This is a genomic window from Nocardia sp. NPDC049737 (genome assembly GCF_040674755.1).
Taxonomy (GTDB): domain Bacteria; phylum Actinomycetota; class Actinomycetes; order Mycobacteriales; family Mycobacteriaceae; genus Nocardia.
In genome coordinates, this window is sequence record NZ_JBFANH010000001.1 from 339959 (window position 1) to 362852 (window position 22894).

The following is a 22894-nucleotide window of genomic DNA, read 5'->3' on the forward strand; positions in this document are numbered from 1 at the left end:
GCAGGCACTGCAGACGCGCTTGTAGTCGACGTGGCGACGTGCCACAAGTCGTACTCCAGATCCGCGCATGCGGCTATTGTGCCACGTCAGAGTGGCCCTTCCGACCGCGCGGCCATATTTCCCGCGAAATCGAGGGAAATTCCCTGGACTATGCGAGCTGATTGTGACGGCTGTCATACTTAGCGGCCTGAATGCGTCGCATGATTCGTCAAGATCGTCGCCGGTGAACCGGGTCACTCGGATTGACCTCGAGTTGGGTTCAGGTAGCAAGCTCTGGGGCATGAGCACCGATACCGATCTCGACGCCATCCGCGAGGTTGTCGCCACCATCCAGCACTCCCAGCAAAACGAGCTCGTCGACGAATTCGTCGGCCTGTTCCGCGAGGATGCGATTTGGACGACCGGAGGCGGCAAACGCCTGTTCGGCCGCGCGGCCATCGCAGAGTTCACCGCACGGGTGCTGCCGGGTGCGATGCGGGACGGTACCGCGACCTACGAGGTCGAGCACGTGCTTTTCATCCGGCCGGACGTCGCCGCGGTCAAGGTGGTCCAGCGGTACTTCGACGGGGACGGTCAGCTGTCCGGTCAGGGTTCGCCGATGTACGTCATGGCCAAGGAAGACGGCCGCTGGCTGCTCACCGCCAACCAGAACACCGTGGTCGCCGACTGAACCCGCCCGCAACGGTCGAGGGGAGCGGCGGTCACACTGGAGGGGTGAGTTCCATCGCCCCGATCGAAACCGAAGCGCCTGCCCTGGTGCTGCGCGACTTCGGCGGCGGCCCGTTCGGGATTTACATCCACGTGCCGTTCTGTGCCACACGCTGCGGGTATTGCGATTTCAACACCTATACCGCGGGTGAGCTGGGCACCTCGGCGTCGCCGCAGTCCTGGCTCGCGGCGCTGCGCGGTGAGTTGGCGACGGCGGCCGAACGGTTCGCTGCGCTGCCGACCGCCACGCCCGAGGTGGCGACGATCTTCGTCGGCGGTGGCACGCCGTCACTGCTCGGTGGTGACGGCTTGGCGGATGTATTGGACTCGGTGCGCGCGAACTTCACCCTCGCGGCCGATGCCGAGGTGACTACCGAATCCAATCCGGAGTCGACTTCATCACAGTTCTTCGAACGCATTCGCGCGGCCGGGTTCACCCGGGTCTCGCTCGGCATGCAATCCGCGGCCCAGCACGTGCTGAAGGTATTGGACCGCACCCATACGCCGGGCCGGGCGGTGGCCGCTGCGAAAGAAGCACGCGCTGCCGGATTCGAGCATGTGAATCTCGACCTGATCTACGGCACGCCGGGCGAACGTGACAGCGATCTGGACGCGAGCCTGGACGCGGTGCTGAACGCGGGCGTCGACCATGTCTCGGCCTATTCGCTCATCGTCGAGGATGGCACCGCACTGGCCCGCCGCGTGCGCCGCGGCGAACTTCCCGCCCCCGACGACGATGTGCTGGCCGCCCGCTACGAACGCATCGACTCACGTCTCGATGCCGCGGGCCTCACCTGGTACGAGGTCTCCAATTGGGCCGCAGGCGATTCCGCGCGCTGTCGGCACAACCTCGGCTACTGGGACGGCGGTGACTGGCTCGGTGCGGGCCCCGGCGCGCACAGTCACGTCGGCGGGGTCCGCTGGTGGAACGTCAAACACCCTGCGCGCTATGCCGATACCGTCGCGCACGGCGGTTTCCCGGCCGCGGGCTGGGAAGTCCTCACCGCTGACGAGCAGCACACCGAACGTGTCATGCTCGCCATCCGCCTGCGCACCGGTCTGCCGCTGAACGAATTGGCCTCAATGGAATCCGCCGCCGCAACCCGAATCATCGCCGACGGTCTGGCAGTTCGCTCCGCTGACCGTCTGGTCCTCACCGACCGTGGCCGCCTACTCGCCGACGGCGTCGTCCGAGACCTCCTGACCTGAGCGTATTCCGATCTTCGCGCGTGGTGTATCGCCGGGCCCGGCTCGGCGCGGCATAGTGAATTCTTCCCACTTCACTGCCGCGTCGATAGGACGCTGCCCGTTGCGCTATCACAGATCGGTAAAGACGCGTAGGCTGCGGATCAACCCAAGGAGTCCTATGCCAACGGCACGACACATCACCCTTATCTCCGAGCAAAGCGAGTTCGCCGAGGCGCGGGCAGCGGAGAAGGCCGAAACTGCGCGGCAGTGCGCGATAGCGGCCCGGACGGTCGCCAGTCACTCCCAGGACGCGGCTGATTGCGAGTCCTTACTCGCCATGCTCGGCCTCGATGCGCTGGCGGGCAAGATGGCAAGAACCGGGTCCGAGCTGTAGCTGCGGGTCCGTCGCGGTGGCGTGCCGTCGCTCGTAGGGTGAGATTCCGCAGCGACGGCTGCTCCCGGGCGTTGATACACGCCCGAATACGGGCGGCTGATGATCTGTCGCGAATGGTCGTAGTGGGCGTTCGTCCCCACGCGGTGTAACCGACCTGGCGGTCCGGTTATCTGTTGGTGCTCGGCAAAAGGTGACAACATCAAGAGCCGACAGCTATCAACGACCGACAGGCAGGACTCAGATGAATATCACCCGTATTCTCCGCGCCTGCATCGCGGCGCTCATCTCAGCTTTTACACCCGTGCTCGTGGCCGCGCCCGCGACCGCCGAACCCTTCCCGACGATCGTGCTCGTGCACGGCGCCTTCGCCGATACCACGAGTTGGAACGGCGTAGCCGCGACGCTGCGCGACCACGGTTACCAGGTGGTGGTTCCCGACAATCCGCTGCGCGGCCCTGCCTACGACGCCGCGGCCATCCAGCGAACCCTCGACACCGTCTCCGGACCCGTTGTCCTGGTGGGCCATTCGTATGGCGGCTTCGTCATCAGCAATATCCACGACACGAAAGTTCAAGCGCTGGTATACATTGCGGCCTTCGCGCCGGTACAAGGCGAATCCGCACTCCTCGAAATCAACCCCATCAGCTTCCCCGGCAGTCAGTTGCTGCCCCCGGCGCTCCAGGTGCGCCTCGTCGACGATCCAAATGGCGTGGCAGGCAGGAACCTCGACGGCTACGTGGCCCCCGAATACTTCAACTCCGTCTTCGCCCAAGACGTATCCCCCGAAGTAGCCGCCGACATGATCGCCCACCAACACTCCCTGGCCGTATCCGCCAACCTCGAACCCTCGGGCGCCCCCTCCTGGTCCTCGACCCCCAGCTGGTATCTCGTCTCAGCCGACGACCGCGTAATTCCCCCTGCCTCCCAACGCTTCATGGCAAACCGCATGGGTGCGCATATGTCGGAGATCGGCGCCTCCCACGCCTCCTTGGTCTCCCATCCCAACGAGGTCGCCGCTGTAGTAGAGAGTGCGGCCCGCTGACGGCTCCGGAAGCGTCCGCAGATTGCTCAGCACCGGCGTCCGCTCCTGGGCTCCGCCATCGAGGCGAGTCTCATGGTGGTTCGCCCCCGCCTTGACCACGACCACTTGATTCGACTCGGCGCACACGCATGAGCGCTACCAGGTGTTGCTGCGCCGTTCCTCCGAGGCTTTTGGAGGGCGCGCGGTCGATCCATCTGGTGATTTGGGAGGTTGTTCGCGGCTTTCGAATCCCCCTGTGACGCTGCCTGCGGCGAGAGTAGCGGTCGGATCTCGCTCCGGCGCAACGTCAGTCGGCCCCGAGGAGACCTGGGTCACAAGCGTCCATGGTGTGCGAACGGGCAATTGTCGAGTAGGCAATTAGACTGGATAAACAGACGTACCAAGTAACCTGCATCGAATTCGGGTCGATGCGGACGGTGCGCACGTGACCGTTACGACCTACCCGAGTACGAGCGAGGAGGTGGGGCCCATGTCGAGCACCGAAGATCGGCGCTTCGAGGTCCTGCGTGCGATCGTCGCGGACTATGTCTCGACCAAGGAGCCGATCGGGTCGAAGACCCTGGTGGAGCGGCACAATCTCGGGGTATCCAGCGCGACGGTCCGCAACGATATGGCGGTGTTGGAGGCTGAGGGCTACATCACCCAGCCGCACACCAGTTCCGGTCGCATTCCGACCGATAAGGGCTACCGGCAGTTCGTCGACCGCATTTCCGAGGTGAAGCCGCTTTCGCCGGCCGAGCGCCGGGCGATCATGGAATTCCTGGAGTCCGGTGTCGATCTCGACGACGTGCTGCGCCGCGGTGTCCGGCTGCTTGCTCAGCTGACCCGCCAGGTCGCGGTCGTTCAGTATCCGACGGTGTCGGCCTCCACGGTCCGCCACATCGAGGTGGTCGCGCTGAATCCGGCTCGGTTGCTGCTGGTCGTGATCACCGATACCGGTCGCGTCGACCAGCGTCTGGTGGAACTCGGCGCGCTCATCGATGACCAGGACCTCGCCGCACTGCGGGGCATGCTCGGTGGCGCGATGGATGGCAAGCGCCTGTCCGACGCCTCCGCGGCCGTCGCCGAACTGCCCGAGCGGGCGCCGGTGCGCCTGAGGGATGTGCTGGTGCGCGTCTCGACCGTGCTCGTCGAGACCCTGGTGGAGCATCCGGAGGAGCGGTTGGTCCTGGGCGGCACCGCCAATCTGACCCGCAATGCCGCCGACTTCGTTTTCCCTGGTTCGCTACGTGATGTGCTCGAGGCATTGGAAGAGCAGGTGATAGTGCTGAAGCTGCTCGCCGCCGCACAGCATCCGGGTACCGTCACGGTGCGCATCGGCGAGGAGACGCAGGTCGAGCAGATGCGCGGAACCTCGGTGGTGTCGACCGGCTACGGTGCTGCGGGTGCGGTGCTCGGCGGTATGGGCGTGCTCGGTCCGACCCGAATGGACTATCCGGGAACGATCGCATCGGTCGCGGCCGTTGCCCGTTATATCGGTGAGGTGCTCGCGGAGCGCTGAGGGCCCCCGCCGCTGATACGCTCGATTCTTCGGCGGATAAAGTTGAGTGCATCCGACTAATGCTGTTGCAAACCAAGGACTAGAGAACTCAAGTGGCACGGGACTACTACGGACTGCTCGGCGTCGCGAAGAACGCGACCGACCAGGAGATCAAGCGCGCCTACCGCAAGCTTGCGCGGGAGCTCCACCCCGACGTCAACCCCGACGAGGCGGCGCAGGCCAAGTTCAAGGACGTGTCGGCCGCCTACGAGGTGCTGTCGGACCCGGAGAAGCGGCGCGTCGTCGATATGGGCGGCGACCCGTTGGAATCCGGTGGTGGCGGAGCGGGCTTCTCCGGCGCCGGTTTCGGTGGGCTCGGCGACGTCTTCGAGGCCTTCTTCGGCGGTATGAGCGGCAGCACCGGCGGGACGCGCAAGCCGCGCGGCCGGGTGCAGCCCGGCGCGGATTCGCTGCTGCGGACCCGGCTCAGCTTGGCCGAATGCGCGGTCGGTGTGACCAAACACCTGACCGTCGACACCGCCATCCTCTGCGATATCTGCCACGGCGCCGGCACCAACGGCAAGTCCAAGGCGGTGCGCTGTGAAACCTGTGGTGGTGCGGGTGAGGTCCAGTCGGTGCAGCGTTCGTTCCTCGGTCAGGTGCTGACCTCGCGTCCGTGTCCGACCTGTCGTGGTGCGGGTGAGACCATTCCCGATCCGTGCCACAAGTGCGGCGGCGACGGCCGGGTGCGGGCGCGTCGCGAGATCGCCGCGCCGATTCCGGCCGGTGTCGCCAATGGCATGCGGGTGCGGCTGGCCGCACAGGGCGAGGTCGGTCCCGGTGGTGGGCACGCGGGCGATCTATATGTGGAGATCGTCGAGCAGCCGCACGATGTCTTCGTTCGCGACGGCGATGATCTGCACTGCACCGTCCGGGTGCCGATGGTGGATGCCGCACTCGGCACCACCGTTGTCATCGACACCATCCTGGACGGCCCGACCGAGCTGACCATTCCGCCGGGCACCCAGCCGGGTGAGATCTCGGTGCTGCGCGGCCACGGCATGCCGCGGCTGCGCTCCGGTGCACGCGGTGATCTGCTCGCGCATCTGGACATCGTGGTGCCGACCAAACTCGACGCCAAGACCACCGATCTGTTGCGCAAGTACAAGGGCATGCGCACCGGTGAACGCGCCGAGGTGATGTCGGCGCAGTCCGAGCACAACAGCGGCCTGTTCGCCCGGCTGCGAGCGTCGTTCAGCGGGCGATAGCCGTTGGCCGCCACGGTCTTCTATCTTTCCGATATTCCGCAGCCGGGTGCCATCGCGGTGCTGGACGGGCCGGAGGGACGCCATGCCGCGACGGTCCGCCGCATCCGGGTCGGCGAGCCGATTACGCTGTCCGACGGTTCCGGTCTGCTCGCAGCGTCGGAAGTCGTTGCAGCGCAGAAGGATCGGCTCGAGCTGAAGGTGCTCGACCGGGTGCTCGCCGCGCCTGCGACGCCGCGGGTGACTGTCGTGCAGGCGCTGCCGAAGTCCGACCGTTCGGAGCTGAGCGTCGAGCTGATGACCGAGGCCGGCGCCGATGTCATCATCCCGTGGCAGGCCGCGCGCTGCATCGCAAACTGGGAAGCCAAGGCGGGCAAGGCCGTTGAGAAATGGCGCGCCGCTGCCCGCACGGCAGCCCGGCAGTCCCGCCGTGCCTATATCCCCGAGATCGCAGACCTGCACCGCACCCGCGACCTGCTCGACAAGATCCGCGCGGTCGTCGCCGCGGGTGGAATCGCGGTGGCACTACACGAATCCGGCACCGCCCGCTTCGTCGAGCTGCCTTTCGATAAGGCCACCGAAATCCTGCTCATCGTCGGCCCAGAAGGCGGTCTAGACGACTCCGAGCTCACCGCCTTCGCTGGTGCGGGCGCCGACGTAACCCTGCTCGGTCCCACCGTCTTGCGCACCTCCACTGCCGCCGCCGTCGCCCTCGGCGCCTTGGGTGCGTTGACCTCCCGCTGGTAGCCGGTCGGGGCGGTACGGCACCGTGAAGATCGCGAACACGCAGAGTGTTGCGACCGCGAAGCACGCCAGCGCGTACCAGAGATTCCCGATGGGGTCGCCATTACTCGTCGAACCGTCGACGGCAGCGAAGTAATCGGGCAGCGCGGTCACCCAGAGCAATGCCATCACGCCCAGATAGACGACGCTGTAAATTCGCACGAAGCCGTTCGAGTAATCCGAGTGGTCGTCTCGTAGCCGCAGCCACTGTCGAGTGAGAACCGGAATCGCGACGATGCTGACGATGACCAATTCGGCCGCATAGAGGAATCCACGCACCGAGGTGCTACCGGCACCGAAAACCGTTGCCGGGATGGGCAATACGCCGGTTCCCAAAGACCCGAGGATACCGATGACGACGGTGCGCCACACCAATTGCGGTCCGGAGAAGCTGCGCCCTTGGTCGACATGGCGACCGACGAACAACTGGACGAAGAACGCCAGCGACATCGGCCACAGCGCGGCGAATACCACCACGCTCGGTAGCGGTACCGAATCGAACATCGGTTGATTGAGCGAGTTTTCGATCGACCACTCCCACCAGCGCAGCTGCGGTCCGAGATGGTCGAAGATCTCATAGAAGCCGTGGTGTACGAAGCCCACGCAGACCGCGCCGACGAGAACGCCGTATCGACGGAAAACGCCGAGCATTCGAACGATTTCGAAGGCCAATGTGGCCATCAATGGATAGATCGCCACGATATAGAGGGGGAGTCGACCCCAGAGGAAATCCACGGTGAAGACGTTGTGCGCGAACATGGTGTCGACATGTTCGTCGATGCCGAAGGCTGCGGGGAAGTACAGCGGCGGTTCGATAATGAACAGGTACGCCGTCGCACCGAACCAGACCACGAGATTGGTGGGATCGCCGTGCCGACGCAACCGCACAATCGCGTAGATCAGTGCCAGCACCGCGCCGAGGACGATGGTGAACTCCAGCACCGGCAGCGTCCAGTTCTCCAATGCGAACGGATTTCGCACCTCGACGAGTCCACCGGCCTCCTGACAGGAAAAGCCGAGCGCCTTCGCGAGTTCGTCGAAGGTGGGTGCGCAATGATCGGCCATCAGTCCCCCTGCGCTGCGACGGTATCGGCGGTGTACCAGTGCGATACGTCGTAACCGGCGTTATAGCGTTCGAACCACACATCGGCGAGTGCGGGAAGTTTCTCGTGATCCGGATTGTGCTTGGGCAATTGACTGCGGACGATGCCGACCATCGCGACCAGTTGTTCGCCGAGTCGTAGATCGTCGAACGCGCGCGACATCGGACCGTTGTCCTCGACGGGCAGTCGCAACAACTTCCGCAGCTTCTGCTTACTCCGGTGCGTCGCAAACATCGCCAGTGCATCGATGCGCCGATCCTCCTGCGGCACATGCTTATTGAATCCCGCGCAGGCCACCTTGATGACCTTCATGACGTGCCGGAAGATCGACGGAGCCATGCGCATGCGGTAGGCGTCGCTGCCGACAATGGAATCGAAGATGATCAGCGCAGAACTGCGATGTTCGACTTCCTCGACGAAGTGCCAGATGAACAGCGATGCGACCCGGTCGTCTCCGGGACGGAAGAGAGTCGAATCATTGTCGAGCATCAGTTTGAACACCGGGGTGAAGGTGGCCTCCAGGTCGGCGGTGTAGGCGAGCCGATACTCCAGGGAGGTGTTCACGGTGAGTCGGTCGAATTCCGCGATTACTTCGTTGAGAGTCTCTTGGAGCCCGGGGTATCGCCTGATCAGAGCGTTGGCGTGCTGGCGGTGGGCGGTCGAGTGCTGCCCCTCCTGACGCACGAACGCGTCGGCTTCCTCCGCGACCTCGGGATCGGTTATCCGCGGCATGGCCTCGCGAATCATATTGACGATCATCTTCTCGAAGCCGATCGCCAGGAAGGACACCGCATTGGCCATGGACGAGAAGGCCGGATTCTGTTCGTTCCACAAGAACGGAACGTCGTAGTCCGCGAATGCGAATCGCATCTTTCGGATTTGTAGATCGGTCACTTGGCTGTACCTCGTGTTTCGAAAGGGGGCTGTAGCCGTGTTCGGACACGCCGAAGCTTCGATGAGTGATCATACATAAATCGGCTCGAGTGTATGATGAGAATTGCTCGGGCTGGGCAAAGATCGCCCTGTGGTAGCGTCGAGTCCCTGATCAGGACGGTCGGCGGGGTTGTCCCGCTGTCGGTTTCGCACGCGACGGACATTGGTTCGAGCCGAGGAAGCGAGCAGTGGCAGGAAGGCGTGGGTGGGGCGGGAGCCCGCCGGACAGCGATGAAGAAGCGTCCCGTCGAATAGTCGCCGCCGCGGTCGATCTCATCGGACGGACGGGTTCGGAGATCAGCATTGCCGACGTCGCGGAGTCGCTGGGGGTCATCCGTCAGACGGTGTATCGATACTTCCCCAGTTCGGACGCGCTGATGCAGGCTGCGGCGATCGCTTCGGTCGATGGTTTCCTGGATCGGCTGACACAGCAGGTCAGCGGCATCGAGGACCCGGTCGAAGCCATGACCGAGGGCGTGGTCTACACGCTGGCCGAGGTGCGTCGGACGCCCCACCTGGGCATTCTGCTTTCGAGCACATATTCGAATGTGCACCCCGAAAGCCTTACCTCCCAAGAGGCGCAAACCTTCGGCATGACGATGATCAAACGCTTCGACGTCGATTGGGAGCGGTACGGATACGACGACACATCGCTGCACGAACTCGTCGAATACATTCTGCGAACGATGCAGTCGTTCTTCGTTTCTCCGGGCAATCCGCCACGGAGCGACGGTGAGCTGCGTCGATATTTACGACGCTGGATGGGAGCCGCGATCATCGCGCAACGGAAGCCGAACGGACGACGCGGGGGCTGACCCGGTTGTTGCGGTGTGTCGGGGCGTGCTGCCATTCGACTGCGGTCGTCGCGGGCCGACCCTCGATTGGGTCAGCGCTGCCACGGGCCGTTCGGCGCGCCGGGGGCGGGCTGCTGCTGCCAGGGGGCGTTGGGTGCGCCGGGGGCGGGCCACTGTCCGTTAGGGCCTGGGGAAGGCTGCTGGTACTGGGCGGAACCCATTTTCTCGGCGTTGGCGCGTGCGATGAGGCCGGTGACTTGGGGTACGGCGAGGGGTGTCGATGCGCCGCACCAAGTGCATTCCATGTAGTGCTTGTTACCGAGTGGGAGGATCGGGATGAAGAAGACTGTGAATGTGGTGGCGAGTCTGCGCAGCGCGTGCGCGGCGGGGTTGCCGCAGCGGCCGCAGAGCAAGGTGATCATGGCGAGCGTGTGGAGACGCCTCTGCCAGCCGAAGATCAGCATGTGAAACCCCCGAAGAAAGAGAATCTGATGTCGGTCACAGTAGTTGATCGGCCAAGCGACTATCTAGTTAACAGGCGGCCACCTCTGCGGTTGGCGCATATGGCCCGAACCCTGTGATGTTATCAGTGGAGCGGTATCTGGCGACATTGCTATTCGATTGCTGAAAACGTCCGAACTCAGGTGCGTACAGCCCGTTCGCCCTAGGCTCCGAGATCATTGGCCTGCGACCCCGCGGTCATGAGCGCCGACACCGCAGGTGACTGTCGGATATCACGCCGTCGGCGCGGCGCATACTTCGGAAGCGGCAACGGTTTCGACTCCGCTGCGAGCGTGAATCGTCAAGTACCACACCAGAACTGCGGCCACGACCAGCAGCGCCCCGACGCAGGCCGCCAGACCAACCCATCCTCCCTTCGCATATGCGATGCCTGCCGTACCACCGATGATGGCGCTTCCGAGGTAATAGGTGAACAGGTACAGCGACGATGCGGCGCCACCGGGAGCTATCGCGCCGACCCAGGTGCTCGCCACCGCGTGGGCACCGAAAAACCCTGCGGTGCAAAGGCTTATCCCCAAGATGACCGCGATCAACTGGTCCGGAATGGTGACCAGTATTCCGATGCCCATCAGTGCGACGGAGGCCGCGAGCACACGGTGCTTACCGATCCGATCGGCCCAACGCCCTGCCGCGGCCGAGGCGATCGTGCCTGCCAGGTACAGCAGGAACACCGAGCCCGCAACGGCCGCAGGCAATTCGAACGGCGGCCGGGTCAGCCGATAGCCGAGGAAGTTGTAGATCGATACGAATCCGCCGACCAATACGAAGGCCAACCCGAACAGCGCGAGCAGCCCGCCGTGCCGCAACGGCGCGCCGATATCGCGCAGCACGGTGCGCATTCCGGCGGGTCGGGCGACGAACCCACGCGACGGCGGCAACCCACGCACGAACCAAACGGTGCAACCGGCCGCCGCAACGCCAACCGCGGCCTCGGCCCAGCGCCACGAGGCCAGATCCAAAGCGAATGCCGGAATCAACCGCCCGGACAACCCGCCGATCGACGTGCCCGCGACATAGACGCCCATCGCCGCGCCCAACCCGTCCCCACTGATCTCCTCCGCCAAATACGCCATCGCGACGGCAGGCACTCCGGCCAACGCCACGCCCTGCAGCGCCCGCCCCGCCAGCAGCACCTCCAGCGATGGACTCAACGGCAGCAGCAGACCGATGGCCGCAGACATCACCGCCGACCCCGTCATCACCCTGGTCCGTCCGATCCGTGCGGACAACGCACTGACCGGCACGATCGCCAACGCGAGAAACCCGGTGGTCAACGACACGGCCAGCGCGGCCTGCGCCGGGGCGACTCCGAATGCGGCCGACAGGCTCGGCAGCAACGCCTGCGCGCTGTACATCGACACGAAGGTGGCCAGCCCTGCGGCGAACAGCGCTGTAGTGATCCGACGTTCGTGCGATGTGCTGGTCATGGCACCAGGATCGAGACTCGCCATTAAGAAAGGAAATGAATAGTAATCTGGTTTCTAATGTGCTAGATGCATAAGGAAAGGTCCGGACGTGCTGGGTGACGACCTGCTGTGGTTCACGACACTCGCCGAGCTGGAGCGCGTCGGCGCGGCCGCCGAGCGGCTGCATATCGCCCAGCCGACGCTCTCGCGCATGCTGGCCCGTCTCGAGCGCCGTCTCGGCGTCGAACTCTTCGACCGCCACGGAAAACGCATCGTGCTGAACGAGTTCGGCCGGACCTACTACGAACACGCCCGCCGTGCCCAGTCCGAACTCGATGCCGCCGCGCAGGCCGTCGCCGATCTCGCTGATCCAGCGAAAGGCGTTGTCCGCCTGTCGTTTCAGCACTCCTTCGGCAGCTGGCTGATCCCGCAACTGATCGGCGGCTTCCGGCGCGGTTCGTCCCGCATCTCGTTCACCCTCTGGCAGGGTGCGTTCGATGCGGTAATCGATCAGATAGTGGACGGCACAGCGGATTTGGCGATCGTGTCGCCCCGTCCGTCGGTCCCGGGCATCGGCTGGCGCAAACTGCTCGCGCAGCCGCTCGCGCTGGCCGTGCCCGCGGAACATCGGCTCGCCGCCCGCCGACAGATCCGTCTCGCCGATCTCGGCGACGCCGAATTCATCACCATGCACTCGGGTTTCGGTATGCGCCGCATTCTCGACGAACTCTGCGCCACCGCGAATATCCGCCCCCGCATCGCCTTCGAATCGAGCGATCTGCGCACCGCCGCGGGTCTGGTCGCGGCTGGACTCGGCGTCGCGCTGCTGCCGCTGGAAGATCCCACGCCCGCAGCCGGTTCGCTATCAGGCATCGTGACCGTCCCGCTCGCCGATGCCGCAGCGGCCCGTGATGTGGGGCTGATCTGGTCGGCGACCGCTCCGCCATCGGATGCGGTGCGTCGATTTCGTGACTTCACCGAGGATTGGGCACGTCGGCGCGGGGGGATCCCGATGCCACGACGGTAAGTAGCGACCGCCAGGCAATCGCCACGCTGGCCGCTGGCCATTTTCGAGCGACCTGCAAGCAATCGCTACGGCGTAGGTAGCCGTTTATTCAATGCGTGTTGTCAGTGGGGCGCGTTAAACTTTCATCAACGACGCAGCAATTCGAGACCGGAAAGCAGGCTATAGCCACTTTTGAGAACACAAGGCGAGATCGGCGACCCGACCACCCCCACGGCAGGCATCGGTGCCGCAGACAACGGTTCGGGCCCGGCAGCGCGCACCGTGCGTTCCAGCATCGAACTCGCTCCCGAATCCGTCTTCCCCTTCCTCGGTTCGGCCGACCAGAACCTGCGTGAACTCGAGCAGTTGCTGGATGCGGATATCCATGTCCGCGGCAATTCCGTCACCCTCACCGGCAAGGCGGCCGATGTCGCGCTCGCCGAGCGGGTGATCGAGCAGCTCGTCGCGCTGACCGGTCGCAATCGAGTGGTGACCCCGGAGGCGGTGCGCCACACCGTATCCATGCTCACCGAGGGTTCCTCGGAATCCCCGGCTGAGGTGCTGAGCCTGGACATTCTGTCCCGGCGCGGTAAAACCATTCGGCCCAAGACGCTCAACCAGAAGCGCTACGTCGACGCGATCGACGCCAACACCATCGTGTTCGGCATCGGCCCCGCGGGCACCGGCAAGACGTATCTGGCGATGGCCAAGGCCGTACAGGCACTGCAGACCAAGCAGGTCAACCGGATCATCCTCACCCGTCCCGCCGTCGAGGCGGGCGAGCGTCTTGGCTTCCTGCCAGGCACACTCAACGAGAAGATCGACCCGTATCTGCGACCGCTCTACGACGCGCTGCACGACATGATGGATCCGGAGGCCATTCCGAAGCTGATGGCGGCCGGTGTCATCGAGGTCGCACCGCTGGCGTATATGCGCGGTCGCACGCTGAACGATTCGTTCATCATTCTCGACGAAGCGCAGAACACCACGGCCGAGCAGATGAAGATGTTCCTCACCCGGCTCGGATTCGGCTCGAAGATCGTGGTGACCGGTGACGTCACCCAGGTCGACCTGCCCAATGGCGCGCGCTCGGGTCTGCGCGCGGCGAGTGAGATCCTGACCGGCATCGAAGATATCCATTTCGCCCAGCTCACCAGCAGCGATGTGGTTCGGCACCGGTTGGTCTCCGATATCGTCGACGCCTACGAGCGGGCCGAGGCCGAACGGGTCACCCAGGTCGGACCGCACTATCCGGGCAATCGCGCACAGCGTCGTGCCGCGAGCCGGGGAGATCGGCGATAGTGGGACGGACGTGTCCGGGCCAGCCGCGCGGTGCGGACCCGGGCACACCGAATACCCTGATCAGGTGAGCATCGAGATCGCCAACGAGTCGGGTGTCGACGTACCCGAAGAAGACCTGGTCAGTGTCGCGCGATTCGTGATCCGCCGGATGGATGTGCATCCGGCGGCCGAGCTGTCGATGGTGCTCGTCGATCTCGACACCATGGCGGATCTGCACATGCGCTGGATGGACCTACCCGGCCCGACCGATGTCATGTCCTTCCCGATGGACGAACTGGAGCCCGGTGGTCGCCCCGACAGTGCCGAACCGGGTCCGTCCATGCTCGGCGATATCGTGTTGTGCCCCGAATTCGCCGCGGGCCAGGCCCGCAAGGCCGGTCACTCGCTCGATCACGAACTCGCGCTGCTCACCGTGCACGGCGTGCTCCACCTGCTCGGCTACGACCATGCCGAGCCGGAGGAGGAGAAGGAGATGTTCGCGCTGCAGGCGCGGCTGCTCGAGGAGTGGTATGAAAGCCTGCGCGAGGCACAGCGGCGAGCCGAATTGGCCGAGCGCGATGCCCGGCTGCTGGGGAAGGCCGGTTTCACAACGCCCGGTGAGGCGCTAGGCCCCGCGTGAGTTCGCTGACCCTGATCCTGCTGGCGGTTCTGCTCGTCCCGGTCGGTGGAGTGTTCGCCGCAGTCGATTCGGCGCTGAACACCATCTCACCGGCACGTCTCGACGATATGGTCCGGGCGGAGCGGCCCGGCGCGGTGCGGCTGACCAGGATCGTGGCCGATCGGCCGCGATATGTGAATCTGCTTGTGCTGCTTCGTATTCTGTGCGAGATCTGTGCGACGGTGCTGTTGGCGGCGGCATTGATCCCGCTGTGGGATGACAATTGGGCGCTGCTGTTCACCGCCGCCGTCATGGTGCTGGTGGACTATGTGGTGATCGGCGTCGGACCGCGCACACTCGGTCGACAGCACGCCTACTCCATCGCCTTGGCATCGGCGCTGCCGCTGCAGTTCATCGGCACGGTGCTCGGTCCGGTCAGCAGGCTGCTGATCCTCATCGGTAATGCGATCACCCCGGGTAAGGGATTTCGCAATGGCCCCTTCGCATCCGAGATCGAGTTGCGGGAAGTTGTCGAGATGGCCGGTGAACGCGGTGTGGTGGCCGACGATGAACGCCGAATGATCCAGTCGGTCTTCGAACTCGGCGATACCCCGGCCCGCGCGGTGATGGTGCCGCGTACCGAAATGGTCTGGATCGAGGCGGATAAGACCGCGGCACAGGCGATGTCGCTCGCGGTGCGCAGTGGTCATTCCCGCATTCCGGTGGTCGGCGAGAACGTCGACGACATCCTCGGCGTGGTATATCTGAAAGATCTTGTGCCGTATGCGGATAGAAGTCGCAAGGTGCAGGTGCGCGATGCCATGCGTCCGGCGGTGTTCATGCCCGACTCCAAACCGCTGGATAGCCTGCTCGATGAAATGCAGCGCCGCAGAAACCATATGGCGCTGCTGGTCGACGAATACGGCGGCATCGCCGGGCTGGTGACCATCGAGGATGTGCTCGAGGAGATCGTCGGTGAGATCGCCGACGAATACGACACCGACGAAACTCCGCCCATCGAGGACCTCGGCGAGGGCCGCTACCGGGTTTCGGCGCGGCTGTCGGTCGACGATCTGGCCGAACTGTACGGCCTGGAAATCGAGGAGGAGGACGTCGATACCGTCGGCGGGCTACTCGCACACGCACTGGGCAGGGTGCCGCTGCCCGGCTCCAAAGCCGTTGTGCACGGTTTGCTGCTGCGTGGTGAAGGCGGTGCGGACGCGCGGGGACGGGTGCGGGTGCACACCGTCGTGGTGCGCAAGGCGCAGGAAAAATCGCATGCCGAGAAGTCCAACGGCAAGCGCAAAAGTAACGGATCCGAGCGGGAAATCCCGTCCGATCGTGATGAGAACGGAGATAGCGAATGACCGAATTGGATGCCGAGGACACCAAACTCGTGGTGCTTGCCAAGGGCGCGCTCGGCCGCACCGACGGCAACTCGGGCGCGGCGATCCGCGATACCGACGGCCGCACCTACGCGGCCGGTGATGTCGCCTTGGAGTCCCTGCGACTGACCGCGCTGCAGGCGGCGGTCGCGGCCGCGATCTCCAGTGGTGCAGAGGGATTCGAGGCGGCCGTGGTCGTCGGCGGCAGATTATCGGATGCGGGGGTCTCCGCGGTTCGCGAGGTTTCGCCCGAGGCGCGCATCGTCTTCACCGATCGTTCGGGTGCGGTCTTCGAGATCGTCGACGATGCCGCGGGCGCGGAGGTGCAGGGTGGCTGAGAAGACCACCGAATTCCGTTCCGGGTTCGTCTGTTTCGTCGGCCGCCCGAACACCGGCAAGTCGACCCTGACAAATGCGCTGGTCGGGCAGAAGATCGCGATCACCTCCTCGCGTCCGCAGACCACCCGCCACACCATCCGCGGCATCGTGCACCGCGATCATGCCCAGCTCATCCTGGTCGATACCCCGGGGCTGCACCGGCCGCGCACCTTGCTCGGTCAACGCCTGAATGACCTTGTCCGCGATACGTATTCCGAAGTCGACGTGATCGCGCTGTGCATTCCGGCCGACGAGAAAATCGGCCCCGGCGATAAGTGGATCCTGCAGCAGATCAAGCAGATGGCGCCGAAGACGACCCTGCTCGGTGTGGTCACCAAGATCGACAAGGTGAGCCGCGACCAGGTCGCCGAACAGCTGATGGCGCTGTCGCGACTACTCGGCCCGGACAACGATGTCGTACCGGTCTCCGCCGTCAAGGGCGAACAGGTCGAGGTCCTCGTCGACGTCATCGCCTCGAAAATGCCAGAGGGTCCGGCCTTCTACCCCGACGGTGAGCTCACCGACGAGCCAGAGGAAACCCTCATGGCCGAACTCATCCGCGAGGCCGCCCTGGAGGGCGTGCGCGACGAGCTCCCGCATTCGCTGGCCGTGGTCATCGAAGAGGTCCTTCCGCGCGAAGAGAACGAAGACATGCTCGACGTGCACGCCCTGCTCTACGTCGAACGCCCCTCGCAGAAGGCCATCGTCATCGGCAAGGGTGGCGCGCGACTCAAAGAGGTCGGCACCAACGCCCGCCAACAAATCGAACACATCCTTGGTGTCCGCATCTACCTACACCTGCACGTCAAGGTTGCCAAGGATTGGCAGCGCGACCCGAAACAGCTTGGCAAGCTGGGGTTCTGACGGCAGGGATACCCCGAAAATGGGGAGCATTCGAGCCCGCTGTGGCAATGCGCCCGCACTGTTATAGTCGGCCCGTTGGCGGCTGTCCGTGCTGATTCCGGGCCGCCGGGAGTGCTTCGGAAGGTTCGCGACGCAAGTGCGGGAGGTCTGGACCTCGCCCGATCGCTGACTCACCACCACGGTTCGGGGCGGTGGCGTTCCCAGTGTATCTCCGATTCCAGTTGTGCCGCAACGGAAACCAAGAGTGGTTCGGTGTTCGCGGTGCCCATGAGTTGCGCGCCTACCGGCAGGCCATTATCTGTGAAACCGGCCGGAACATTCACCGCCGGCCAGCCGAGTACATTCCAGGGCCAGGTGTATGGGCATGCGGCTGTGATGAGGTCGTTGGTGGCGTTGACGCCGATGCCATCGATCTCTTCGGCACGCGGCGGGGGAGTCGCGGTGGTCGGGGCGAGCACCAGATCGTAGTCGCGGAAGAAGCCGCCGATTCGCTTGTGCAGCAACGTTTCCGCTTGACGTGCCGCGAACAGTGCAGGCCCGCTGAGTGCACGGCCGAACCGGACATTCGCGGTAGTGCGTGGATCCACTTGTATGCCGGGCATTCTGTCGTGGACGTGGCTGACCCCTGCCAGCGAGCGCGGTAGGAAGGAAGCGCCGATCATGATGCCGTAGTGCAGGTCCGCCACGGTTACCGAATGACCGAGGCGACGCAGTGTGGTGGCGATGCGCTGCACCGCGACTTCGACCTCCGGATGCAGCGCGGTTCTGGTGGCGGTGAACGGGATTCGCAGCGAGAGGGCGATGCGCAGTCGTCCCGGATCGCGGCCGACGGCATCGGACACGGTGAGTGGTTCGGGTGTGTGCAGATCGCCGGGATTCGGTCCGGCGGCGGTATCGAGCAGCAGTGCGGCATCGGCGACGGTGCGTGCCAGCGGTCCGTTCACGGTGAGCCCGTGGAATGCCTCGGCGGCCGGCCAGGTGGAGATGCGGCCGCGCTGCGGTTTGATGCCGACGAGATTGGTCCACGCGGTCGGGATGCGGACCGAGCCCGCGCCGTCGGAACCCAGTGCCGCGGGTACCAATCCGGCCGCGACGGCGGCCGCGGAGCCGCCGGATGAGCCGCCCGGTGTGTATTCGGCACCCCATGGGTTGCGGGTGTGGCCGAAGGCGGCACCGCTGGTGAACGGCAGTTGGCCGAGTTCGCAGGTATTGGTCTTGCCGACGATCACCGCACCGGCCGCGCGCAGCCGTCGAACCGCTTGCGCGTCTTCGGTTTTCGGCGGGAGATCGCCGCCGCAGCCGAATGCCGTTGGCTCACCGGCGATATCGGTGTCGTCCTTGATCGCGATCGGTACGCCGAGCAGGGGGAGTCGTGCACCCGAGGCCAGGCGCTCGTCGGCCGCTGCCGCTTCGGCGAGTGCCTTTTCGCGCCGGACGATGCGGAAGGCATTGAGGGTCGGCTGGCTCGCCTCGATCCGGTCCAGCGCGGCGCCGACCGCGGCCACGGAGCTGATCCTGCCCTGTGCGAGGGCGGCCGCGAAGTCGGCGAGGCCGAGTTCGGCGGTCTCGAATGGGCGCAGGGTGGCGTCGGACACCGTCATGTGAGCTCCGTCTCCTTCAATCGTTCGTTGCACCGTAGCGCGGAGTTGGTCAACCGTCCACATCGGCTCACGAATCTCCACCCCAGGTAGGAGGCTGAACTGTGGACATACATACCGTATGTATGTAATGGTGGAAACACACTGCCAACACATGGAGGAACCATGGGAATCAGTACGTCACTCGGCCGCACGCATGAGGTGGATCTCCCCGGCGGCCGCATTCGGTTTCACGACACGGGGCAGGGCGCGCCGGTCGTTTTCGTACACGGTCTGCTCGTCAACTCCGATCTCTGGCGCAAAGTCGTTCCCACCATCGCGGCGGCGGGCTATCGCTGCCTCAGTCCGGACCTACCGCTCGGCTCACACGAAATCCCGGTCCCCACAGCCGATCTCACGCCCACCGGGGTCGCCGATCTGATCGCCGAGTTCCTGGAGCGACTCGACCTCACCGACGTCACCGTGGTCGCCAACGACACCGGCGGCGCGATCACCCAACTGCTGCTGACCCGTCGACCGGAGCGGATCGGCCGCGTCGTGCTGACCTCGTGCGACGCCTACGAGGCGTTCTTCCCGCCTGCCTTCGCGGCGCTGCCCGTGCTGGCGCGGGTGCCCGGCTCGCTACGGCCGCTGACCGAGTTGATGCGGATTCGTGCGCTGCATCGTCTGCCGATCGCCTTCGGCTGGGTGGCAAAGCGCCCGGTCCCGCCGGAGATCGCCGACTCCTACCTGTGGCCGAGCCGGAATTCGGCGGCGATCCGCAAGGATCTGCGCCGGTTTCTGAAGACCGTGCATCGTCGCTACACGCTCGACGCCGCCACCCGATTTCCGTCGGTGCGGATTCCGGTGCTGATCGCCTGGGCCCGCGAGGACAAAATCTTCCCGGTGAAATTCGCCGAACGCCTGGCCGCGGAGCTGCCGAACGCGACGTTGAAGTTCATCGACGACTCCTACACCTTCCTGCCCGAAGATCAGCCCGAGTTGCTCTCCGAAACGATTCTGGAGTTCACTCGGGCGCATGCAACGCCGTAGTCAGGAGGATCGCTCCCGTGCCACCCGAGCCGCGCTCGAACAAGCCGGTCGCCGGTTGTTCGCCGAGCGCGGTTTCGCGGCGACCTCGGCCGAGGAACTCGTGACCGAGGCGGGAGTCACTCGCGGTGCCCTGCACCACCACTACGGTGATAAGCGCGGACTGTTCCTGGCCGTGCTCGAGCAAATAGAGGTCGAGACCACGCAGGAAATCGAAAAAGCCATCGGCGCAGGGAATCCCGATGACATCCTCACCTCGATGGCCATCGGCCTGAATGTCTTCCTGGAGATCTGTCAGCGCCCGGAGATGATCCGTATCACCCTCTACGACGCCCCCGCCGTCCTCGGCTGGCAGGCGTTTCGCGAGTTCGAGGCGCGCCATGGGCTGGGATTGGTCATCGCCGAATTGGAACGCGCCCGCGATGCGGGGCTGATCGCCGACGCGCCGATTCCGGTCCTGGCTCAACTGATTTTCAGCGCGGTCGCCGAAGCGGGACTGATCGTTGCCCACGCCACGGATAAGGCGGCCGCGCAAGCGCAGGCGCAGCAGTCGCTGATGCTGCTCATCGGAGGGATTCTCCGCACCTGACATTTGCCCGGTGTCGCATAACTGGTGGTCTCCACACATAGGTCGCAACTTGTGTGGGAGGGCACGGGTTGTGTCGAGTCGGCTATTGGATAGGGAAGTCGAAGTATGTGGTTGGGAATGGCTCGGTCTTCAAGGTGAAGTGCCACCATTCCTCGGGGAGGTTTTTGAAACCGTGCTCGTCCATGAGGTTTGCGAGCAACTCCCGGAGTGCGCGCTGGTTACCGTTCGGTGTCGGGTTGGCCGTATGCGCGAGCGGGTCGAAGCAGTCGTAGCCGGTGCCGAAGTCGAGGCTGTTGTCCCGGAAGCGCTGGTCGGCGGGCAGTGTGCAGGCGCGCAGCGGATCACCGCCGTGATACTGCTCCTGATCGGCGGGCGGAAGCGCGACGATCGTGAGATCCAAGGTGCTGCCCCGGCTATGTCCGGACTTCTCCGCGATGTACCCGTCCCGGAACAGATTCGCCTTGTCCACCATCGGATAGAACTCCGCGCGCATCTTGGTATCGCCGAGATCCTTTGCCCAACTGACGAATTGGTCCACCGCCCGCTGCGGCCGATAGCAATCGTAGGTCTTCAGCCCCAACCCCATCGGACGCAATTCCCGCTGCACTTCCGCAAGCGCCGCACCGGCCTGCTTCGTCAACAAGCACTTCGGCGCCTCATACCCATTGATCCGCCCACCGATGAAGTTGTGCTCCCCGAAGTACCGCGCATCGACAACGATCGTCGGATCGAGCTCCGTCACCGAAACGAATGCCGTCTCATCGGCCGCGGGCGAGCTCGGGTCGTCTGTGCAACTCGCGACCGCGACAGTCGCGACCGCCGCCAAAACCGCTGAGCAGAACCGAATTCCGCGCATTCGCAGATCATAACCACCGATCTACGTTCTCGGACCGAGTTCCGCGCGCAACCGCCCGCCCAACTCTGCCGCCTCCGCAGCCGACCACGGAATCACCCCGTTCTCCGCCATCAACGCATGAAACTGCTGACGCTCATACGGCGTCCCGGGCGTAAGCGGCTGCACATGCCAGTGCACATGCGTATTCCCCTGCTGGCTACCGAGCGAGAGCAGATAGGTGCGCTCGGACGGCACGACGGCTTCTACAGCACGCGCGACCCGATAGACCACCGCCTGCAATCGCAGGAACGCGTCCTGTTCGAAATCCCGGACAACATGCTCGATATGCGCCTTCGGAGCCACCAGGACGTGCCCGTACATCGTCGGATATCTCCCGAGAAATGCGATATGCGTGCCGTCATCGAAGACGACCTCGTGCTCGGAACCGGGTGCACCCGCCACCAGGCCGCAGATGAAGCAGCCACCCGATCGCACCCGCGTTAGGTAGGCAGCCACGTCGAACGGAATTCGATCTCCACGCACGTTCCCCTCCAGTTGGATCTATGACGGTCCTCGCGAGCCATACTCGTCCGCGTCGCCCGAGGGGCACCGGCAATCCGTTCGACTCGCCGACTACCCATACGAGCAGAAAGATCAGGCCTTCGTCGACGCCGTCGCCTGCGCTCGATGACGAGTGAGGCGTGCTCGAACACCGCGAATGGCGTCGATGTGTTCCGAAGGCCGTGCCTGGGCGTGAGGGTCGGGGGTTCGTGGGAGGATAGGGGCGTGCGGTTGTATCGGGACGAGGCGGTTGTGGTTCGCCAGCATAAGCTGGGGGAGGCGGATCGCATTGTCACGTTGTTGACGCGGCAGCACGGGTTGGTGCGGGCGGTGGCCAAGGGGGTGCGGCGGACCAAGTCGCGGTTCGGGGCGCGGTTGGAGCCGTTCGCGTATGTGGACGTGCAGTTGCATCCGGGGCGCAATCTCGACACCGTCACCCAGGTGCACACCATGGAGGCATTCGCCGCCGATATCGTCGACGACTATGGGCGCTACACCACGGCATGCGCGGTACTGGAGACCGCCGAGCGGCTGGCCGGTGAGGAGCGCGCACCCGCACCGAAGCTGCACGCATTGACCGCGAGCGCGCTGCGGGCGATCGCCGCCAAACAGCGCCCGCACGAGCTGATTCTCGACGCATATTTGTTGCGCGCCATGGGTTTTGCCGGTTGGGCTCCCGCACTGGACGAATGCGCGCGCTGTGCGACGCCCGGCCCGCATCGTGCCTTCCATGTCGCCGCCGGCGGCGCGGTCTGCGTGCACTGCCGCCCACCCGGTTCGGCCACCCCGGCCCCGGGCGTGCTCGACCTGCTGATCGCCCTGCTGAAGGGCGACTGGGATTACGTCGAGCAGGTCCCCGAACAAGTCCGCAGACAGGCCAGCGGCCTGGTCGCCGCCCATCTGCAGTGGCATCTGGAGCGTCAGCTGCGCACCCTGCCGCTGGTCGAGCGCTCACCCGGAACGAGCACGGTATCCGCTACGGCCGGACAAGCGGGCTGAACGGCGCCAGGTCCGAGGGCCTGAGCGCCCATTCCCTCGCCACTCACGGGGGATCCCGCGGAATTCTGCGTTGAATGGTCGCTCGGACCAAACCGCCTGCACATCCGATCAGGTGGTCCGCACAATCTCTCC

The 22894-nt window shown here is 64.9% G+C and carries 23 protein-coding genes and 1 pseudogene; 17 read left to right on the forward strand and 7 right to left on the reverse strand.

Annotated features, from left to right (window positions below):
• Positions 1-280: 280 nt before the first annotated feature.
• From AB0J47_RS01580 to AB0J47_RS01610, 7 genes are all read left to right on the forward strand, one after another.
• On the forward strand, positions 281-670 hold the full coding sequence (locus AB0J47_RS01580) for an SgcJ/EcaC family oxidoreductase (protein ID WP_364339250.1): 390 nt from the start codon (positions 281-283) through the stop codon (positions 668-670).
• 53 nt (positions 671-723) lie between these two features.
• Complete coding sequence (gene hemW / locus AB0J47_RS01585) at positions 724-1917, forward strand: radical SAM family heme chaperone HemW (RefSeq protein WP_364339785.1); 1194 nt, start codon at positions 724-726, stop codon at positions 1915-1917.
• A gap of 157 nt (positions 1918-2074) precedes the next feature.
• Positions 2075-2290, forward strand: coding sequence for a hypothetical protein (locus AB0J47_RS01590; RefSeq protein WP_364339252.1), 216 nt, complete (start codon positions 2075-2077; stop codon positions 2288-2290).
• 241 nt (positions 2291-2531) lie between these two features.
• On the forward strand, positions 2532-3332 hold the full coding sequence (locus AB0J47_RS01595) for an alpha/beta hydrolase (protein WP_364339254.1): 801 nt from the start codon (positions 2532-2534) through the stop codon (positions 3330-3332).
• A gap of 469 nt (positions 3333-3801) precedes the next feature.
• Positions 3802-4833: a heat-inducible transcriptional repressor HrcA gene (hrcA, locus tag AB0J47_RS01600; RefSeq protein ID WP_364339256.1), complete on the forward strand. Its 1032-nt coding sequence runs from the start codon at positions 3802-3804 to the stop codon at positions 4831-4833.
• 92 nt (positions 4834-4925) lie between these two features.
• A complete protein-coding gene (gene dnaJ / locus AB0J47_RS01605; protein ID WP_364339258.1) occupies positions 4926-6080 on the forward strand; it encodes a molecular chaperone DnaJ in 1155 nt (384 codons plus the stop codon).
• A 3-nt stretch (positions 6081-6083) separates the two neighbouring features.
• Complete coding sequence (locus tag AB0J47_RS01610; protein ID WP_364339261.1) at positions 6084-6824, forward strand: 16S rRNA (uracil(1498)-N(3))-methyltransferase; 741 nt, start codon at positions 6084-6086, stop codon at positions 6822-6824.
• 15 nt (positions 6825-6839) lie between these two features.
• On the opposite strand, the pseudogene AB0J47_RS01615 reads toward AB0J47_RS01610, so the two are convergent.
• A pseudogene (locus AB0J47_RS01615) lies at positions 6840-7925 on the reverse strand (hypothetical protein); the annotation flags it as partial.
• Complete coding sequence (locus tag AB0J47_RS01620) at positions 7925-8857, reverse strand: metal-dependent hydrolase (RefSeq protein WP_364339263.1); 933 nt, start codon at positions 8855-8857, stop codon at positions 7925-7927. The gene AB0J47_RS01620 and the pseudogene AB0J47_RS01615, both read right to left, overlap by 1 nt.
• A 227-nt stretch (positions 8858-9084) precedes the next feature.
• On the opposite strand from AB0J47_RS01620, the gene AB0J47_RS01625 reads away from it, so the two are divergent.
• Positions 9085-9711 (forward strand): TetR/AcrR family transcriptional regulator, encoded by a 627-nt coding sequence (locus tag AB0J47_RS01625; RefSeq protein WP_364339266.1) that lies wholly within the window; start codon positions 9085-9087, stop codon positions 9709-9711.
• Between the two features lie 71 nt (positions 9712-9782).
• Here AB0J47_RS01625 and AB0J47_RS01630 read toward each other — a convergent pair whose 3' ends face one another.
• A complete protein-coding gene (locus tag AB0J47_RS01630) occupies positions 9783-10112 on the reverse strand; it encodes a zinc-ribbon domain-containing protein (protein WP_364339270.1) in 330 nt (109 codons plus the stop codon).
• A gap of 312 nt (positions 10113-10424) precedes the next feature.
• Entirely contained in the window at positions 10425-11639 is a 1215-nt protein-coding gene (locus tag AB0J47_RS01635) for an MFS transporter (RefSeq protein ID WP_364339273.1), read from the reverse strand.
• An 88-nt stretch (positions 11640-11727) separates the two neighbouring features.
• On the opposite strand from AB0J47_RS01635, the gene AB0J47_RS01640 reads away from it, so the two are divergent.
• The 6 genes from AB0J47_RS01640 (at position 11728) to era (ending at position 17151) form a co-directional block, all read left to right on the forward strand.
• On the forward strand, positions 11728-12645 hold the full coding sequence (locus tag AB0J47_RS01640; protein ID WP_364339276.1) for a LysR family transcriptional regulator: 918 nt from the start codon (positions 11728-11730) through the stop codon (positions 12643-12645).
• Positions 12646-12864: 219 nt separating this feature from the next.
• Positions 12865-13926 (forward strand): PhoH family protein, encoded by a 1062-nt coding sequence (locus AB0J47_RS01645; protein ID WP_364339787.1) that lies wholly within the window; start codon positions 12865-12867, stop codon positions 13924-13926.
• Between the two features lie 64 nt (positions 13927-13990).
• Entirely contained in the window at positions 13991-14545 is a 555-nt protein-coding gene (gene ybeY, locus AB0J47_RS01650) for an rRNA maturation RNase YbeY (RefSeq protein WP_364339278.1), read from the forward strand.
• Positions 14542-15891: a hemolysin family protein gene (locus tag AB0J47_RS01655; RefSeq protein ID WP_364339281.1), complete on the forward strand. Its 1350-nt coding sequence runs from the start codon at positions 14542-14544 to the stop codon at positions 15889-15891. The genes ybeY and AB0J47_RS01655 overlap by 4 nt, the downstream gene beginning before the upstream one ends.
• Complete coding sequence (locus tag AB0J47_RS01660) at positions 15888-16247, forward strand: cytidine deaminase (RefSeq protein ID WP_364339283.1); 360 nt, start codon at positions 15888-15890, stop codon at positions 16245-16247. The genes AB0J47_RS01655 and AB0J47_RS01660 overlap by 4 nt, the downstream gene beginning before the upstream one ends.
• Entirely contained in the window at positions 16216-17151 is a 936-nt protein-coding gene (gene era / locus AB0J47_RS01665) for a GTPase Era (RefSeq protein ID WP_364339285.1), read from the forward strand. The genes AB0J47_RS01660 and era overlap by 32 nt, the downstream gene beginning before the upstream one ends.
• A 170-nt stretch (positions 17152-17321) precedes the next feature.
• Here the strand turns inward: era and AB0J47_RS01670 are convergent, their stop codons facing one another.
• Positions 17322-18752, reverse strand: coding sequence for an amidase (locus tag AB0J47_RS01670; protein ID WP_364339287.1), 1431 nt, complete (start codon positions 18750-18752; stop codon positions 17322-17324).
• A 162-nt stretch (positions 18753-18914) separates the two neighbouring features.
• On the opposite strand from AB0J47_RS01670, the gene AB0J47_RS01675 reads away from it, so the two are divergent.
• Together AB0J47_RS01675 and AB0J47_RS01680 are read left to right on the forward strand one after the other, a co-directional pair.
• Positions 18915-19781: an alpha/beta hydrolase gene (locus AB0J47_RS01675; protein WP_364339289.1), complete on the forward strand. Its 867-nt coding sequence runs from the start codon at positions 18915-18917 to the stop codon at positions 19779-19781.
• Positions 19768-20367: a TetR/AcrR family transcriptional regulator gene (locus AB0J47_RS01680; protein WP_364339291.1), complete on the forward strand. Its 600-nt coding sequence runs from the start codon at positions 19768-19770 to the stop codon at positions 20365-20367. The genes AB0J47_RS01675 and AB0J47_RS01680 overlap by 14 nt, the downstream gene beginning before the upstream one ends.
• A gap of 82 nt (positions 20368-20449) precedes the next feature.
• Here the strand turns inward: AB0J47_RS01680 and AB0J47_RS01685 are convergent, their stop codons facing one another.
• Entirely contained in the window at positions 20450-21223 is a 774-nt protein-coding gene (locus AB0J47_RS01685) for a M15 family metallopeptidase (RefSeq protein ID WP_364339293.1), read from the reverse strand.
• 21 nt (positions 21224-21244) lie between these two features.
• Entirely contained in the window at positions 21245-21745 is a 501-nt protein-coding gene (locus tag AB0J47_RS01690; RefSeq protein ID WP_364339295.1) for an HIT family protein, read from the reverse strand.
• Positions 21746-21988: 243 nt separating this feature from the next.
• On the opposite strand from AB0J47_RS01690, the gene recO reads away from it, so the two are divergent.
• Positions 21989-22762: a DNA repair protein RecO gene (gene recO / locus AB0J47_RS01695; RefSeq protein WP_364339297.1), complete on the forward strand. Its 774-nt coding sequence runs from the start codon at positions 21989-21991 to the stop codon at positions 22760-22762.
• The last annotated feature ends 132 nt before the right edge of the window (positions 22763-22894 follow it).

Excerpts from the sequence above, each read along its gene's own strand:
- hrcA (WP_364339256.1), top strand. The coding sequence starts at position 3,802 with ATGTCGAGCACCGAAGATCGGCGCTTCGAGGTCCTGCGTGCGATCGTC.
- AB0J47_RS01660 (WP_364339283.1), top strand. The coding sequence starts at position 15,888 with ATGACCGAATTGGATGCCGAGGACACCAAACTCGTGGTGCTTGCCAAG.
- AB0J47_RS01685 (WP_364339293.1), bottom strand. The coding sequence starts at position 21,223 with ATGCGCGGAATTCGGTTCTGCTCAGCGGTTTTGGCGGCGGTCGCGACT.
- era (WP_364339285.1), top strand. The coding sequence starts at position 16,216 with ATGCCGCGGGCGCGGAGGTGCAGGGTGGCTGAGAAGACCACCGAATTC.
- AB0J47_RS01630 (WP_364339270.1), bottom strand. The coding sequence starts at position 10,112 with ATGATCACCTTGCTCTGCGGCCGCTGCGGCAACCCCGCCGCGCACGCG.
- AB0J47_RS01680 (WP_364339291.1), top strand. The coding sequence starts at position 19,768 with ATGCAACGCCGTAGTCAGGAGGATCGCTCCCGTGCCACCCGAGCCGCG.
- AB0J47_RS01670 (WP_364339287.1), bottom strand. The coding sequence starts at position 18,752 with ATGACGGTGTCCGACGCCACCCTGCGCCCATTCGAGACCGCCGAACTC.
- AB0J47_RS01635 (WP_364339273.1), bottom strand. The coding sequence starts at position 11,639 with ATGACCAGCACATCGCACGAACGTCGGATCACTACAGCGCTGTTCGCC.
- AB0J47_RS01595 (WP_364339254.1), top strand. The coding sequence starts at position 2,532 with ATGAATATCACCCGTATTCTCCGCGCCTGCATCGCGGCGCTCATCTCA.
- AB0J47_RS01580 (WP_364339250.1), top strand. The coding sequence starts at position 281 with ATGAGCACCGATACCGATCTCGACGCCATCCGCGAGGTTGTCGCCACC.
- AB0J47_RS01675 (WP_364339289.1), top strand. The coding sequence starts at position 18,915 with ATGGGAATCAGTACGTCACTCGGCCGCACGCATGAGGTGGATCTCCCC.
- AB0J47_RS01590 (WP_364339252.1), top strand. The coding sequence starts at position 2,075 with ATGCCAACGGCACGACACATCACCCTTATCTCCGAGCAAAGCGAGTTC.